The sequence below is a fragment of the Bradyrhizobium monzae genome, from assembly GCF_021458635.1.
Taxonomy (GTDB): Bacteria; Pseudomonadota; Alphaproteobacteria; order Rhizobiales; family Xanthobacteraceae; genus Bradyrhizobium.
On sequence record NZ_JAIRDQ010000010.1, the window covers coordinates 212319 to 225348 of the forward strand.

At 64.0% G+C, this 13030-nt stretch carries 14 protein-coding genes; 10 read left to right on the top strand and 4 right to left on the bottom strand.

The window, feature by feature from the left end:
* Positions 1 to 49 precede the first annotated feature (49 nt).
* On the top strand, positions 50 to 598 hold the full coding sequence (locus K3F49_RS30345) for a TetR/AcrR family transcriptional regulator (RefSeq protein ID WP_234684566.1): 549 nt from the start codon (positions 50 to 52) through the stop codon (positions 596 to 598).
* Positions 599 to 644: 46 nt separating this feature from the next.
* On the opposite strand, the gene K3F49_RS30350 is transcribed toward K3F49_RS30345, so the two are convergent.
* Positions 645 to 1142, bottom strand: a complete 498-nt coding sequence (locus K3F49_RS30350) for a hypothetical protein (protein ID WP_234684567.1) — start codon at positions 1140 to 1142, stop codon at positions 645 to 647.
* A 187-nt stretch (positions 1143 to 1329) separates the two neighbouring features.
* Here K3F49_RS30350 and K3F49_RS30355 point away from each other — a divergent pair, with 187 nt between their 5' ends.
* Positions 1330 to 1605 carry a PsiF family protein gene (locus tag K3F49_RS30355; protein ID WP_234684568.1) on the top strand — a complete coding sequence of 92 codons (276 nt, stop codon included), beginning with the start codon at positions 1330 to 1332 and terminating at the stop codon, positions 1603 to 1605.
* A gap of 99 nt (positions 1606 to 1704) precedes the next feature.
* Positions 1705 to 2790 carry an AbrB family transcriptional regulator gene (locus tag K3F49_RS30360; protein ID WP_234684569.1) on the top strand — a complete coding sequence of 362 codons (1086 nt, stop codon included), beginning with the start codon at positions 1705 to 1707 and terminating at the stop codon, positions 2788 to 2790.
* Here the strand turns inward: K3F49_RS30360 and K3F49_RS30365 are convergent.
* Positions 2787 to 3416, bottom strand: coding sequence for a pyridoxamine 5'-phosphate oxidase family protein (locus K3F49_RS30365; protein ID WP_234684570.1), 630 nt, complete (start codon positions 3414 to 3416; stop codon positions 2787 to 2789). The two genes, K3F49_RS30360 and K3F49_RS30365, sit on opposite strands and share 4 nt — an antisense overlap.
* 122 nt (positions 3417 to 3538) lie before the next feature.
* Here K3F49_RS30365 and K3F49_RS30370 point away from each other — a divergent pair, with 122 nt between their 5' ends.
* Positions 3539 to 4423 carry a LysR family transcriptional regulator gene (locus tag K3F49_RS30370; RefSeq protein ID WP_234684571.1) on the top strand — a complete coding sequence of 295 codons (885 nt, stop codon included), beginning with the start codon at positions 3539 to 3541 and terminating at the stop codon, positions 4421 to 4423.
* Here the strand turns inward: K3F49_RS30370 and K3F49_RS30375 are convergent.
* Together K3F49_RS30375 and pobA are read right to left on the bottom strand one after the other, a co-directional pair.
* Complete coding sequence (locus K3F49_RS30375) at positions 4380 to 4835, bottom strand: PaaI family thioesterase (protein WP_234684572.1); 456 nt, start codon at positions 4833 to 4835, stop codon at positions 4380 to 4382. The two genes, K3F49_RS30370 and K3F49_RS30375, sit on opposite strands and share 44 nt — an antisense overlap.
* 231 nt (positions 4836 to 5066) lie before the next feature.
* Positions 5067 to 6236, bottom strand: a complete 1170-nt coding sequence (pobA, locus tag K3F49_RS30380; protein WP_234684573.1) for a 4-hydroxybenzoate 3-monooxygenase — start codon at positions 6234 to 6236, stop codon at positions 5067 to 5069.
* Between the two features lie 251 nt (positions 6237 to 6487).
* Between pobA and K3F49_RS30385 the strand changes: the two genes are divergently transcribed.
* The 6 genes from K3F49_RS30385 to K3F49_RS30410 all read left to right on the top strand — a co-directional run bounded on the left by K3F49_RS30385 (position 6488) and on the right by K3F49_RS30410 (position 13009).
* The gene (locus tag K3F49_RS30385; protein ID WP_234684574.1) at positions 6488 to 7504 is read left to right on the top strand and encodes a TRAP transporter substrate-binding protein; all 1017 of its coding nucleotides are present in this window, start codon (positions 6488 to 6490) and stop codon (positions 7502 to 7504) included.
* A 75-nt stretch (positions 7505 to 7579) separates the two neighbouring features.
* Positions 7580 to 8086 (top strand): TRAP transporter small permease, encoded by a 507-nt coding sequence (locus K3F49_RS30390; RefSeq protein ID WP_234684575.1) that lies wholly within the window; start codon positions 7580 to 7582, stop codon positions 8084 to 8086.
* A gap of 2 nt (positions 8087 to 8088) precedes the next feature.
* Positions 8089 to 9408 (top strand): TRAP transporter large permease, encoded by a 1320-nt coding sequence (locus K3F49_RS30395; protein WP_234684576.1) that lies wholly within the window; start codon positions 8089 to 8091, stop codon positions 9406 to 9408.
* A gap of 278 nt (positions 9409 to 9686) precedes the next feature.
* Complete coding sequence (locus K3F49_RS30400) at positions 9687 to 10148, top strand: DUF3237 domain-containing protein (protein WP_234684577.1); 462 nt, start codon at positions 9687 to 9689, stop codon at positions 10146 to 10148.
* 171 nt (positions 10149 to 10319) lie between these two features.
* Positions 10320 to 11129 (top strand): crotonase/enoyl-CoA hydratase family protein, encoded by an 810-nt coding sequence (locus K3F49_RS30405; protein ID WP_148749780.1) that lies wholly within the window; start codon positions 10320 to 10322, stop codon positions 11127 to 11129.
* Complete coding sequence (locus tag K3F49_RS30410; protein WP_234684578.1) at positions 11126 to 13009, top strand: feruloyl-CoA synthase; 1884 nt, start codon at positions 11126 to 11128, stop codon at positions 13007 to 13009. The genes K3F49_RS30405 and K3F49_RS30410 overlap by 4 nt, the downstream gene beginning before the upstream one ends.
* The last annotated feature ends 21 nt before the right edge of the window (positions 13010 to 13030 follow it).

Here is a 13030-nt window from a genome sequence, read left to right on the forward strand (position 1 = left end):
GACGCGTTAGCAATACGGCACCGTATCAAGAACCGGTGAGGCTTCCTTCATGAACGACGGCAGGGGCGATGTCTGGGTCGAGGCAGGGTTTACCGAGCTCGCCCGCGCTGGTGTCGAGGGGGTGCGAGTCGAAGTGCTCGCCAAGAATCTCGGCGTCACCAAGGGCGGCTTCTACCGCCGCTTCGCCGATCGCGCCGCGCTGCTCGAGGCCATGCTGGTGCACTGGCGCGAGGGACGCTCGGCCTCAATCGCACAGCAGACCAGCCTGGACGGGCAAGAGCCCCGCGAGCGGCTGAGGGCGGTGATCCAGCTCTATTCGGAGCGGCTCAATCCCGAGGGCATGGCGATCGAGCTCGCGATCCGGCAGTGGGCGCGCTCCGACGAGAGCGCCGCGGCGGCGGTGGCGAGCGTGGATGCGGCGCGGCTCAAGCACGTTGCCGAGCTCTATCGCGCGACCGGCCTCGGGGCCGAAGAGGCCGAGGCGCAGGCCTTCCTGTTCTATTGCTTCATCTTCGGCCAGAGTCTCTTGTTCGTCGAGCGCGGCCCGCGCAAGCGGTCGCAGCTCGTGGCGAAATCGGCCGAGAAATTGCTGGATTAAGCAAAGAGGCCGGAGCGTTGCTCCGGCCTCGGTGTCATCTTAAAGCTCAGGCGGCGCCCTTCAGCTTCTTGTTGCATTCGCTGTAATAGCCGCCGCCCTTCTCGATCCACTTCATGCCGCCATTGCCGTTGGTGGTCTTGTTGGCGTTGTACTGGTCGACGCAGGTATGAAGGCGAGCCTTGCCGGCGCTCTCCTTGGCATATTTCGCATCGACCGCGTTCGGGAAGACGGCGTTGCCCATCGGCATCGTCGGGGCCGGGGCAGCTGCGGGGGCTGTCTCCTTCTTGGCCTGCTTCGGCTCGGCAGCAGGCGGAGGCGCAGCCGGGGCGGCCGCGGTCGGAGCGGCGGCGGGCGTTGCATCGGCGCCGCACTGGGCCTTGCGGAAGTCATTCCACTTCATGGTGCCGAGCGAGCCGTCCTTCTTGGCGGCCTGATATTTTGCGCTGCACTCCTGCGACGTCAGCGCCTGCGCCGGCGCACTCACCATCAGCGCGGCAAATCCCGACACCGCAACTGCACACAACAATTTGGCTTGAATGGTCATCCTTGGTCTCCCTCAGGAAAGCAAAACGAGGACTGCTATCCTAGCGTGCTGGAAACATCCGACAAGGAAGTGATGCCGCTCGGCGCCAAAATATAGTGATCGCACCGTTCAGGATTATTCATGTGGCGTTCAGCAAGGCGGGCCGACGTTCGCGTCCCTCCGCAACTCTCGCAAGAAGAGCCACATCATGACCCTCGCCTCCCGTCTCGCCGTCGTTGCGATCGCCTCCCTGTTCGCCACCGGCACCGCCTTCGCGCAGACCGCCGCGCCGGCCGCCAAGACTGATGCTGCCGCCACCACCGACAAGAAGGCACCGAAGGAGCACTCGGCCGAGTCGCTCGAATGCTCCAAGCAGGCGGACGCCAAGGGCCTGCATGGCAAGGAGCGCAAGAAATTCCGCTCCGATTGCATCAAGACCGCCAAGGGCGGAATGGCTGCTCCGGCCGCCGCCGACAAGAAGTAAATCGGTCACAATTCTTCCCGCGTTTTTGGCGAGGGCGCGCGCATTGCGGCATGACGTAGCCGCAATTGTGCGCCTCTCGCCAATTTGCGATAAGGCGGTGTGAAGCAAATCACCGCCTCCCGTCCGTTTGAATGGCTGAGCCGTGCCAAGGTTTTGAGCACTGCGGAGACGCTCGTCATCGGCGCGGCCGGCGGGTTGGCGTTCCTGGCTGCGGGCCTTCCGGGCGGGTTGATCTCGGGCTCGATGATCGCGGTCGGGATCGCCGCGATTGCCGGACGCCAGCTTGCGGTGCCTCCGCTCCTGACCCAGACCGTGCTGGTGTTGCTCGGCATTTCCCTGGGCTCCGTGGTTTCGCGCCATCTGATCCAGCAGGTCAGCGCCTATCCGCTGACCATCGGGCTGTTGGCGCTCGCCACCTTCTGCTCGACCTTCGGCTCGAGCTATTACCTCCAGCGCATCCATGGCTGGGACCGCACCTCGGCTTTCCTCGCCGGCAGCCCCGGCGCGCTGTCGCAGATCACGATCTTGGCGGTCGAGCGCGGCGCCGACCTGCCCGGCATCGCAGTGGTCCAGACCGTGCGCGTGATCATCCTGACTGCCGCGCTGCCGATGGTGCTGGCGATCGCGGGCGTCGCGCCCTCTATCGCGCCCTCGCTGACGACGACGATTGCCTCACCGCTCGATCTCCTGGAGCTGGTTGCGGCTTCGCTGGCGGCATCGCTCGTGCTGCGGCTGATCAAGTTTCCCGCGAGCTGGATGTTCGGCGCGATGATCGCCTCCAGCGTGCTGCATGGCGCGGGCTGGGTCGAGGGCGGCTTGCCGAACTGGGTGCGCGGCGTCGCGCTGGTCGGCATCGGCGCGCTGATCGGCAGTCGCTTTGCCCGGATGCGGATCAAGACGCTGGCCGGCCACATCAACGCCGCGCTGGGCTCGTTCGCGGTCGCCATCGCCGTCTCCGCCATCTTCGTCGGCATCGTCGCGCTCACGACGGAGGTGAAGATCTCCGACGTCGTCGTCGCCTACGCGCCCGGCGCGATGGACGCCATGCTGGCGCTGGCGCTGACGCTCCACATCGACCCGATCTTCGTCGGCGCCCATCACCTCTCGCGCTTCGTGTTCGTCACGATCGCGACGCCGGGCATCGTGCACCTGTTCGGCCGCACGCAGGACGATGTCGACGATTAGCTCGTCTCTGCCGTTGCCTGCCCCTTTAGCGCCGCGACCTGCGCCTCGAGCTCCGCGATCCGCTGGTCCCTCGCAGCCAGCGCCGCCGCCACATCCGCGGCGTCGAACTTCTGCGGAATGTGCTGCGGGCAGTTGGTGTCCCAGGCCGCGATCTTGAACACGATCACCTGCTCGGGCCGGGCACGATAGCCCTTCGGCATCAGCGCGTCCGTCAGCGCATCGTCGTCCTCGACCACCCGCGCCTCACCCCAGATCTTCACTCGGCGTCGATGGGCGTAATCCATCAGGAAGATATAGGCCTTGGGGTTCTCCGAGAGGTTGCCCTGGGTCAGATATTGCTGGTTGCCGGCATAATCGGCGAAGGCGAGCGTCTGCTTGTCCAGCACCTCGAGAAACCCCTTTGGGCCGCCGCGATGCTGGATATAGGGCTGGCCGTCGGCCGAAGCGGTGGCGAAATAGAAGCTGTTGGCATCCGCGAGGAAGGCTTCGAGGTTTTCATCGACCTCGGTGCGCCAGCCGCGCTGCTCGACGCGGCCATAGGCTTCGCGGGAGCCCTTGCGCGCCTGGATGGCCTTCACCGCGGGGGTAAAGGCCACGTCGCTGGCATAGGTATGAATTGCTGTCATCGGAACATCTCCTGAAAATTCCGGCGCATCTCTGCGTCTTCGGCACCTAAAATGGACCTTCCACCGATCAAAACAATCAGCCCGCTTGACACTTCATCGTTGCAATATATGCAATAACGTCCATGGACCGCCTCGAAGCCATGCACGTCTTCGTCACCGTCGCCGATCTGCGCGGCTTTGCCCCGGCGGCACGAAAACTGCGGCTGTCGCCGTCCGCGGTAACACGGCTGATTGCTGCACTTGAAGAGCATCTCGGCGCGCGGCTGCTGCAGCGGACCACGCGGCAGGTGAGATTGACCGACGTCGGCACGCGCTATCTGGAACGCGCCCGGCGGATCCTCGCCGATGTCGAGGAGGCCGACGGGTCGGCGCGGGAGGAGCGCAACCGGCCCAGCGGACGCCTGGTGGTGTCGGCCCCGGTCGGCTTCGGCCGGCTGCATGTCGGCCCGGTCATGACCGACTATCTCAAGCGCTATCCGGAAGTGGCTTGCGAACTCAGGCTATCGGACAACCTCGTCAACCTCGTGGAGGACGCAGTCGACGCCGCCGTGCGGATCGGCCACCTCGCCGACTCCTCGCTGGTCGCGCGCCAGGTCGGCGAGATGCGGAGGATCACGGTGGCCACGCCGGGCTATCTGAAACGCCACGGCGAGCCAAAGACACCGGAGGCGCTGGCCGAGCATCAGACCATCCTGTTCGGTCCCACGACGGCGTGGCGCTTCGCGCAGGACGGCCGCGAGATCGAGGTGGTGCCGTCTCCCCGCTTCACCAGCAACAGCGCCGACGCCGCCCTGCAATATGCCGAGGCCGGCGGCGGCATCACGCGCGTGCTGGCCTATCAGGCCGCCGAGGGCCTGAAGCGCGGGCGGCTGAAAATCCTGCTGGCGAAATACGAGCAGCCGACGCTGCCGATCCACATCGTCTACCCGACCTCGCGCCTGCTCTCGGCCAAGGTGCGCGCGTTCATCGATCTCGTGGCGGAGACGGCGGAGTGGAAGTTTGGGTAGGCTTCGGCACCACGCGAAACGTGCCGCTCGCACGCGCGATCACGGCACCGTCGGCCTTGATCAGACTCTGCGCGAAGCAGATCGTCTTGCCGGTCTTGATCACGTCGCTCTCGATCGCACACCATTGCCCGATCTCGGCCGAGCCGACGAAATCGATCGAGAGCGAGACCGTCACGAACGACGTGGTCCAGTTCGTCACCTGGGCGCAGCTGTAGCCCATGGCGTTGTCGGCGAGCGCGGTGATCAGACCGCCATGGATCAAGCCACGGCCATTGGTGTGCGGTCGTGCCAGCCGCAGGCCAATGACGACGGCCCTCTCGGTTCTCTTCGCGTAGAGCGGCTCCCAGGGTTCGGTCATCGGGCTCTTGCGAGACAACGGCTCGAAGCCGTCAGGAATGTCGGTGTTGGTCATGTCTGTTCGGGTCCGTCGCAATGATTTTCGCCATTGAACGCGACGGACGCGACAGATGCATCAATTACAAAGTTTTAAACGGGATTTGCGCAGGTGTTTGAAACGCGGCGCGCCGCAACGACAGAGCCGGGTGAGCAAAGCGAAGCATGCCCCAACTTTCTCAATGGTGGAGAGATGGTGGGCACTGCGCTCCGCGCCTTTGCCCACCCTACGGCACCGACTCCGCCGCCCTCAGAACGGCAATCCCACGTAATTCTCCGACAGCGACGTCATCGCAGCCTGCGACTGCGTGACGTAGTCGAGCTCGGCAACCTGGATGCGCGCGCCGATGCTGCCGTTGTCAGGGAATTTGTGCAGCATCGAGGTCATCCACCACGAGAAGCGCACGGCCTTCCAGACGCGCGCAAGCGCCTTGGCGGAATAAGCATCGATGCCGGCGCTGGATTTCTCGTCGTAGAATTCGCGAAACGCGCTCGACAGATAATGGGCGTCGCTTGCAGCCAGGTTCAGCCCCTTGGCCCCGGTCGGCGGCACGATGTGGGCGGCATCGCCGCACAGGAACATCTTGCCGAAGCGCATCGGCTCGGCGACGAAGCTGCGCAAGGGCGCGATGCTCTTCTCGATCGAGGGGCCGGTGATGAGACTGTCGGCTGCTTCCTGGTCAAGGCGGCGCTTCAGTTCGTCCCAAAAGCGGTCGTCCGGCCACTGATCGACATGGTCGTCGAGCGAGCACTGCACGTAGTGTCGGCTGCGCTTCATCGAGCGCATGGTGCAGAGCGCAAAGCCGCGGGCGTGGTTGGAATAGATCAGTTCGTGGCTGACCGGCGGCGTCTCGGACAAAATGCCGAGCCAGCCGAAGGGATAGATCCGCTCGAACTCCTCGATCGCCGAGGCCGGAACGCTGGCGCGGCTGATCCCGTGAAAGCCGTCGCAGCCGGCGATGAAGTCGCAATCGAGCGTGTGGGTAACGCCGTCCTTGACCCAGGTTACGCGCGGGTGACTGCCGTCGAAATCGTGCGGCTGCACATCCTTGGCCTCGTAGACGGTCGTGAGTCCGGCAGCCTCGCGCGAATTCATCAGATCGAGGGTGACCTCGGTCTGGCCGTAGATCATGACCGTCTTGCCGGTCGCGCCCTTCATGTCGATGCGATGACGGCGGCCGGCGAAGGCGAGCTCGATGCCTTCATGCACCAGCCCTTCGGCATGCGCCCGCGCACCGGCGCCGATCTGATCAAGCAGCCCAACCGTTCCTTCCTCCAGCAGGCCGGCGCGAATGCGCCCGAGCACGTAATCCGGGCTCTGCCGCTCCAGAATGAAATTATCGATGCCGTATTTGTGCAGAAGTTGCCCAAGCAACAATCCTGCCGGCCCGGCCCCGATGATTGCGACTTTTGTCCGCAATACTTGCTCCTCCCGATCCTGTAGGCTTTCGTCGCGGCTCGCTTGTCGCGGTCGTCCGCGCGCGATAATTATATCATATAACGGTTGGGCAAAAGGGGAGGCTGGTCGCCGGGCAGCGACAAATCCATGCAACATCGCTGACGTAGATGACGCACCGGTTCCGGCTTGAACGCGCCGGCTAATTAGATAACATGTTAACTAACGAGACCGGGCCATCGAAGCCCGCCGTCACAAAGAGGGAGAGACACGTGATGAGGAAAGCCTGTCTGGCTTTGCTGCTGGCAGCAAGCGTGACGCCTGCGTTGGCGCAGGACAAGACCATCGACCTGAAGGTCTCGCACTGGGTGCCGGCTTCGCACCCGCTGCAGAAATCCCTGGAAGACTGGGTGGCCGCCGTGAACAAGGATTCCGGCGGCACCATCACGGGCAAGGTGTTTCCGGCGCAGCAGCTCGGCAAGGCCTTCGATCACTACGACATGGCCCGCGACGGCATCGCCGACGTCACCTACGTCAATCCCGGCTACCAGCCCGGCCGCTTTCCGATCATCGGTGCCGGCGAATTGCCGTTCCTGATCTCCGACGCCAAGGGCGGCTCGGAGGGCCTTGACGCCTGGTATCGCAAATATGCCGCGAAGGAGATGAAGGACGTCAAATACTGCCTCGCCTTCGTCCACTCGCCCTCCTCCTTCCACTCCCGCACCAAGAAGATCGTGATGCCGGAGGACGTGAAGGGGATGAAGATCCGCCCGGCCCACGCCACCATGGCGAATTTCGTCACCGCGCTCGGCGGCACCAACGTGCAGTCCTCGGCGCCTGAAGTGCGCGACATCATCGAGCGCGGCGTTGCCGACGGCGTCACCTTCCCCTGGGGCTCGCTGGTGCTGTTTGGCATCGACAAGGTCACGAAGTACCACATGGAGGCGCCGCTCTACACCACGACCTTCGTGTTCGTGATGAACAAGGACAAGTACGATTCGATGTCCGACAAGCAGAAGGCCGCGATCGACAAGAATTGCTCGACCGAAATGGCCGGCGTGGTCGGCGAGCACTGGGGCAAGTTCGAGGATGCCGGCATCGACAAGGTGAAGGCGGAAGAAGGTCACGAGGTCTACAAGCTGACGCCGGACCAGACCGCCGCCTGGAAGAAGGCGGCCGAGCCGCTGGTCAAGACCTGGGGCGATGGCGCCAGGAAGGCCGGCGCCGATGCCGACGCCGCGCTGGCGGAACTGAAGGCGTCGCTAAAGAAATACAACGCGCTGGCGGAGTAGTTTTCACCGAAACAGAAGCGGCAGCGGGAATCCCTCCCGCCGCCGCTTTCCTGCAAATCTGAGGACCCTCCGCCCATGAAGCGCTGGATGGATCGCGTCATCGACTCGATCGAATGGATCGCGGCCGCCTTCGTCGGCATCGTCGCGCTCGACATTTTCCTGTCGGTGCTGCTGCGCAACACGCTGAACTATTCGATTCCCGATAGCTTCGACATCGGCCGCATGCTGCTCGGCATCCTCATCTTCTGGGGCATCGCCGCGACCTCATATCGCGGCACCCACATCACGGTCGACCTGGTCTGGGGCAATGTCGGGCCGCGCTATCAGCGCTGGATCGACGTGTTCGCGACGCTGGTGCTGCTGTTCGTCGTCACCGTGCAGACCTGGACGCTGTTCGACAAGGTGCGCGGCACCTACAACGACAACGTCCAGACTTTCGACATGCATATGCCGACCTGGCCGTTCTTCGCGATCGCCTGGATCGGCGACGTCTCGGCCGTGCTGCTGATCGCGATCCGCACTTACCGCCTGATCTTCCATCCCGAAGAGATGCACGACCCCAAGCTGAAAGCGACGGAGTAATCATGAGCACCGATGCCGTCGCCGTTCTCGGCTTCGTTTCCCTGTTCGCGCTGATGCTGCTGCGCGTGCCCGTCGGCATGGCGATGGGCCTCGTCGGCGTCTCCGGCTTCTCCTATCTGGTCGGCGCAACGCCGGCGCTGAAGCTGGTCGGCCAGACCTCGATGCGCACGGTCACCGACTACACCTTTGGCGTCATCCCGATGTTTCTGCTGATGGGCTCCTTCGTCAGCAATTCCGGCATGAGCCGCGAGTTGTTCCGCGCCGCGAACGGTTTTGTCGGGCACTTGCGCGGCGGCCTCGGCATTGCCACGGTCGGCGCCTGCGGCGGCTTTGCCGCGATCTGCGGCTCGTCAGTGGCAACAGCCGCGACCTTCTCCGCTGTCGCCTATCCCGAGATGCGCCGTTTCGGCTATCCACAATCCTTTGCGACTGGCGTGATTGCGGCCGGCGGCACGCTGGGTGCGATGCTGCCGCCCTCCACCGTGCTTGCTGTCTACGGCATCATCACCGAGCAGGACATCGGAAAACTCTTCATCGCCGGCATCATTCCGGGCCTGCTCGCGATGACCATGTACATGATCACGATCTTTCTGATCGGCTATTTCCGCCCCGATTTCCTGCCCAAGGGCAAGGTGCTGCCGTGGCGCGAGCGCTTCGCCGGCCTGAAGGATATCTGGGCGCCGGTGCTGCTGTTCGTATTCGTGATCGGCGGCCTTTACGGCCTGCCGTTCCTGCCGCGCTTCACGCCGACGGAGGCCGGCGGCGTCGGCGCTGCCGGCGCCTTCATCATCGGCGTGGTTACGGGGCGGCTCGACCGTGAGAAGGTGCTGGCCTCGCTGCTGCAGGCGACGCGCACCGCGGCTGCGGTGTTCACCGTGCTGATCGGTGCGCTGATCTTCGGCTATTTCCTGACGGTGACGCAGACGCCGCAAAAGGTCACGGAGTTCCTCACCGGCCTGGGCTTGGGCCCCTACGGCGTGCTGGCGCTGATCATGATGATGTATCTCGTGCTCGGCTGCCTGATGGATGCCATGGCGATGATCATTTTGACCGTGCCGATCATCTTTCCCGTGATCACGCATCTTGGTTTTGATCCGATCTGGTTCGGCGTCATCATCGTCATGACCGTCGAGCTCGGCCTGATCCATCCGCCGGTCGGCATGAACGTCTTTGTCATCAAAAGCGTGGTGAAGGACGTCTCCTTCTCCACCATCTTCAAGGGCGTGATCCCGTTCGTGGCGACCGACCTGGTGCGTCTGGTGATTTTGATCGCGTTCCCGTTGCTGGCGACCTGGTTGCCGACGCGCATGATGGCGCATTGAGGAGCGTGATACGGTTGCCTGCCTTACGCCACGCTGTCTTCCCCTCTCACCTTGTGGGAGAGGGTGGCTCGCCGCACAGCGGCGAGACGGGTGAGGGGTCTCTCTCCGCACGTAGAGCTGCCGCAGTTCGCTGAAGCAACCCGCTCATCCGGCGCCATAGCCGAAGCTTCGCTTCGGCGTTCCTGAGAACGGCGGCCGAAGGCCGCCTATGCCACCTTCTTCCACAAGGGGAGAAGGAAGAGCAGCGCGTCGTTGGCGCGCTACATTGGAGGCGACTGATGACCACACCGACGCTCGAGACAAAATACGTGTTCACCATCACCGCTGAGATCGGCGACGTCATCACCGCCGGCGAGACCGGCATCGGCGTCCGCCGCATCATCCCGATCATCGGCGGCGAGGTGAAGGGAACGATCACCGGCAAGGTGCTGCCATTCGGCGCCGACTTCCAGACCATCCGCCCCAACGAGCTGATCGACCTCGAAGCCAAATACGCCTTCGAGGCCGACGACGGCGCCGTCGTCTATGTCGAGAACAAGGGCATGCGCTTCGGCCCGGTCGAGCTCTTGCAAAAGCTCAAGCGCGGCGAGCCGGTCGATCCAAAGCTGATCTATTTCCGGACGATCCCGAAGTTCGAGACGGGGCACGAGAAGTATCGCTGGCTGATGGAGCACATCTTCGTCGGCTCGGCCGCGCGGCATGCGGATCGCGTCGTGATCGACGTGCATCAGGTGGTGTGACCACACACTCCGCCGTCGTCCCTGCGAAGGCATGGCCTGCGCAGGGACGACACCGGCTTTGGGGCAAGGATCTTACCCACCTGACTTGCTCCATCCTCAGGGACCCCACCGTCCCCTCCTTGACTCCTCCAGAATTCGTTATACAACATAACTATTCTGATAAGGACGCAAATGACACAGGGAAACGCCGAGACCGCTGACGCGGGCGCCTCCGGGCTGCTGAGGATCGAGCGGGTGGACCGGGTTCTGACCGTGGGTCTGAACCGGCCGGCCAAGCGCAATGCGCTCAACGACGGCATCATCCTCGAAATCGGCGAATGCTTTGCGTCCCTGCCCGAGGACATCGGCGCGGTCGTCATTCACGGCATCGGCGATCATTTCTCCAGTGGACTCGACCTCTCCGAACTTCAGGATCACGACGCCACGGGCGGGCTCCTCCATTCTCAAATGTGGCACCGGGTGTTCGACCGCATCCAGTACAGCCGCGTGCCCGTGATCGCGGCGCTGAAGGGCGCGGTGATCGGCGGCGGGCTCGAGCTTGCCTGCTCCGCCCACATTCGCGTCGCCGAACCCACGGCCTATTTCGCGCTGCCTGAGGGGCAGCGCGGCATCTTCGTCGGCGGCGGCGGCTCGGTGCGGCTGCCGCGGCTGATCGGGGTCGCGCGCATGATGGACATGATGCTGACGGGCCGCGTCTATAGCGCGACCGAGGGCGCGTCTTACGGCTTTGCGCAATATGTCACCGAAGCCGGCAATGGCCTCACCAAGGCGCTGGAGCTCGCGACCAAGATCGCCTCCAACGCGCCGCTGACGAATTTCGCCGTGCTCCAGGCGCTGCCGATGATCGCGGAGGCCAATCCACAGACCGGCTTGTTGATGGAATCGCTGATGGCCACCGTCGCGCAAAGCGACAAAGAGGCAAAACGCAGGATCCGCGAATTCCTCGAGCACAAGACCGCCAAGGTAAAGCCGAAGTCATGAGTGCGAAGCCGTCCTCTTCCAGCACAGAGCGCGGCGAGAGCAATTCTCCGCTGCGGCCGATCTCGTTCGGCGATCCCGTCATCGACATCGAGCGTCGCGCCGACGGCACAATCTATCTACGGCCGAAGCAGCCGCTCGGCGATTATCCCGTCCGCATCACCGACCGCCTGCATCACTGGGCGACGACGACGCCGGATCGCGTGTTCATGGCGGAACGCGACGGCGGTCGCGGCTGGCGCAAGATCACCTATGCCGAGCTGCTCACCGCGAGCCGGCACATTGCCTCCGGCCTGATCCAGCGCGGCCTGTCGGCCGAGCGGCCGATCGTCATCCTCTCCGGCAATTCGATCGACCATGCGCTGCTGGCGTTCGGCGCGCTCTATGCGGGCATTCCGTTCTGTCCGGTATCGCCGGCCTATTCGCTGGTCTCGAAGGATTACGGCAAGCTCTCCTACCTGATGAAGCTGCTGACGCCCGGCCTCGTCTTCGCCGAGGACGCCGGCAAGTTCGCGGACGCGCTTGCCGCCAATGTCTCACTCGGCACCGAGATCGCCGCATCCTATGGCAGCGTGCCGGGCCGCGACGTCACCTTGCTCGCCGACCTCATGGCAACGCCGATCCGCAGCGACCTCGACGCCGTGCATGGCAAAATAGGCCCCGACACGATCGCAAAATTCCTGCTGACGTCGGGCTCGACCGGCAATCCCAAGGCCGTCATCAACACCCAGCGCATGATCTGCGCCAACCAGGTCATGCTGCGCGAGACGCTCGCCTTTCTCAAGGACGAGCCGCCCGTCATCATCGACTGGTTGCCCTGGAATCACACCTTTGGCGGCAACCACAATATCGGGCTGACGCTCTACAACGGCGGCTCGATGTATCTCGACGCCGGCAAGCCAATGCCGGGCGGCATCGAGGAGACGGTGCGCAATCTCCAGGAGATTTCGCCAACGGTCTATTTCAACGTGCCCAAGGGCTACGAATCGTTGCTGCCCTATTTGCGCGACGACCAGGGTCTTCGTGCAAAGTTCTTCGACCGGCTGCATGCGATGTTCTTCTCGGGCGCGGCGCTGTCGCCCTTCGTCTGGAACAGCCTCGACGAACTCGCGGTGAAGGAAAAAGGCTATCGCGTGCCGATGCTCACGGGCCTCGGCGCAACCGAGACCGCGCCGTTCTTCATGTCGGTCAATCCGCGCACCAGCCGTTCCGGTCATGTCGGCCTTCCCGTGTCGGGCAACGACGCCAAGCTGGTGCCGAACAACGGCAAGATGGAAGTTCGCGCCAAGGGCCCGAATGTGATGCCCGGCTACTGGCGCCAGCCCGACATCACCGCAAAATCCTTCGACGAGGAAGGATTTTACAAGTTGGGCGACGCGCTCAAGCCCGCCGATCCCGACAATCTCAACGCCGGCTTCGATTTCGACGGCCGCGTCAGCGAAGATTTCAAGCTTGCGAGCGGCACCTGGGTCAGCGTCGGTCCGCTCCGCGCGCGCTTCGTCGCGGCTTGCGCGCCGCTGGTGCGTGACGTCGTCATCGCCGGCATCAACCGCGACGAGGTCTCCGCGCTGGTGCTGCTCGATCTCGACGGCTGCCGGCTGATCAACCCGACGCTGCCCGCCGACAGTCTCACCGTCACCGCCCGCGACCGGCTGGTGCGCGAAGCCTTCCGTGAGCGCCTGACCCGCTTCCTCTCTTCGGCCACCGGCTCCTCGACGCGGATCACGCGTGCGATCCTGCTCGATTCGCCGCTGTCGATCGACAAGGGCGAGGTCACCGACAAGGGCTCGATCAACCAGCGCGCGGTGCTCGAGCATCGCGGCGCGCTGATCGAGGAGCTCTACGCTGCCAATCCATCGGACCGTGTGATATCGGTTGGCTAAGAATTCATCGAAGGAGAACGC